This is a genomic window from Streptomyces bambusae, assembly GCF_019400985.1.
Taxonomy (GTDB): domain Bacteria; phylum Actinomycetota; class Actinomycetes; order Streptomycetales; family Streptomycetaceae; genus Streptomyces; species Streptomyces bambusae_A.
On sequence record NZ_WTFF01000563.1, the window covers coordinates 1 to 2,333 of the forward strand.

2 protein-coding genes are annotated in these 2,333 nt (G+C 77.7%); both read right to left on the reverse strand.

The features are described from left to right. Positions 1-123: 123 nt before the first annotated feature. Positions 124-1,380: a Cmx/CmrA family chloramphenicol efflux MFS transporter gene (locus GPJ59_RS35545; protein ID WP_219672253.1), complete on the reverse strand. Its 1,257-nt coding sequence runs from the start codon at positions 1,378-1,380 to the stop codon at positions 124-126. Between the two features lie 98 nt (positions 1,381-1,478). Further along, a complete protein-coding gene (locus tag GPJ59_RS35550) occupies positions 1,479-2,168 on the reverse strand; it encodes an HD domain-containing protein (protein ID WP_374201004.1) in 690 nt (229 codons plus the stop codon). Positions 2,169-2,333 lie beyond the last annotated feature (165 nt).

The window sequence follows — 2,333 nt, forward strand, 5'->3', positions numbered from 1 at the left end:
TCGCCGCACCGGACGAAACCCCAAGTACGTCCAGTACGAGGGCTTCCGCCCGGCACGCCGAGAGCACGCACCAGACGCCGCGGGGCCGCCCTTCGGGCGACGACGGGAATTTGACGACAGGCCCTAGCCCGCCGCGGTGGCGCGGTCCGTGTCGCCCGCGGTGTGTCCGGCCCGGGCCCCGTTCCCGCTCCCGTTCCCGGCCGAGGAGGCGACCACCCGGGTCGCACCGGCCGGCGTACGGCGGTCCAGGCGCAGCGCGAGCGCGGCGAGGCCAAGGGCGACGACGGTCATGGCCGCGCCGGCCCAGGCGGTGGCGGCGAAGCCGGCGCCCGCGTCGATGACCGTACCGCCGAGCCAGGGGCCGCCGGTGTTGCCGAGGTTGAACGCGGCCGTCGTGGTCGCGCCCGCCAGGGTCGGGGCCGCGCCGGCCACGTTGAACATGCGGGCGTTGAGCGCGGGCGCGGTGAAGAAGGTGGAGACGCCGAGCAGGAAGGCCAGCGCGACGGCGGCGACCTGTACGGAGGCCAGCAGCGCCAGCAGCACCAGGAAGAGCGTGGACGCGGTGATGCCCCACAGCAGCACGCCGAACAGGTGCGCGTCCGCGACCCGTCCGCCGGCCGCCGTACCGATCAGCGCGCCGATGCCGAACAGGCCCAGGACCCACGGCACCCACGCCGAGTCCAGCCCGGCCACGTCCGTCAGCAGCGGCGAGAGGTAGCTGAAGGCGCAGAAGACGCCGCCCGCGGCGAGCGCGGTGGTGCCGATGGACAGCCAGACCTGCCGGTCGCGGTAGATGCGCAGCTCGCGGGCGAGGGTCGGCTTCTGCTCCGGCAGCGGGATACGCGGGATGAGCGTGACGATGCCGGCCAGGGCGACCGCCGAGGCGGCGGCGACCGCCCAGAACGCCGAGCGCCAGCCGAGGTGTTCGCCGAGGAAGGCGCCGGCCGGCACGCCGAGCACGTTCGCGATCGACAGGCCGCCGATCATGACGGCCATCGCGCGGGCCCGCGCGCAGGTCGGCACCATCGCGATGGCGACGGCCGCGCCGACCGACCAGAACCCGGCGCAGGCCAGCGCCGCCACCACCCGCGACACGAACAGCAGCCCGTACGTCGGGGCCAGCGCGCCGGCGACCTGGCCGAGGCCGAAGAGCGTGATCAGGGCGATCAGGGTGGTGCGGCGCGGCAGCCGCAGGGTGGCGACGGCCAGCAGCGGGGCGCCGACCACCATGCCGACGGCGAAGGCGGAGATCAGCAGGCCGGCCTGCGGGATGGTGACGCCCATGTCGTCGGCTATGGGTGGGAGCAGGCCGGAGAGCATGAACTCGCTCGTGCCGAGCGCGAAGACGGACAGGCCGAGGATGTAGACGGCGACGGGCATGCGGGTGCGTTCGGCGGTGACGGGCATGTACGTGATCAACACCTCCGGGGGGTGACCGCATTCCCCCGGATTGTGACGGCTGCGTGTCGCCTCTTCGGTCAGCCGGTGCCAGGGTCGGCGGGGTCGGTGAGGTCTGTGGGGCCGGTGAGGCCGGCGAGCTCGGTTGCCAGGTTGTTCCGGGCCCGGGCCTCCCAGTGGGTGCTCCCGTACGGCGTCCGGAAGAGCCGGGGCAGGTCGAGGAGCTGGCGCAGGACGGCGGCGCGGCCCGCGCGGAAGGCGTCCTCGGGGACGAAGCCGTACTCCTCGCGCACGGCCGCGACGTACGCCGCGTACGCCGGCGGCTCCCCGGCCAGGACGGCCAGGTCGGCGTCGCACAGGACCTCGCCGTCGGTGTCGCCGGGGGCCGGGTCGTGGGTGACGGTCAGCCGGACCAGGCGGGCCACCTCGGCGGTGCGGGCGTCGTCGAGGCCGAGCTCGGGCAGGGCGCGCTCGGCGAGGGCGGCGCTGCGTTCCTCGTTCTCGGAGCGGTCGGGGCGGTAGACGGCGTCGTGGAACCAGGCGGCGAGGCGGACGGCCTCGGGGTCGGCGGCGTACGCGGCGAGGGTGTCGACGTGGTCGAGTACGGCGGCCAGGTGGGCGGTGGTGTGGTAGCGGCGCTGGGGCTCGGCCCAGGCGGCCAGGAGGCGGTCGGCGTAGGGGCCGGGGTCGCGGCGGGGGCCGGCCGCGGGGGGGGGGCGGGGGGGGGGGGCCCGCCGCCGCCCGGGGGGCGGGGCGGGGGCGGGGGTGATCCCCCCCCCGGTGGGGGGGGGGGGGGGGGGGCGGGGGCGGGGGGGGGGGGGGGGGGGGGGGGGGGGGGGGGGGGGGGGGGGGGGGGGGGGGGGGGGGGGGGGGGGGGGGGGGGGGGGGGGGGGGGGGGGGGGGGGGGGGGGGGGGGGGGGGGGGGGGGGGGGGGG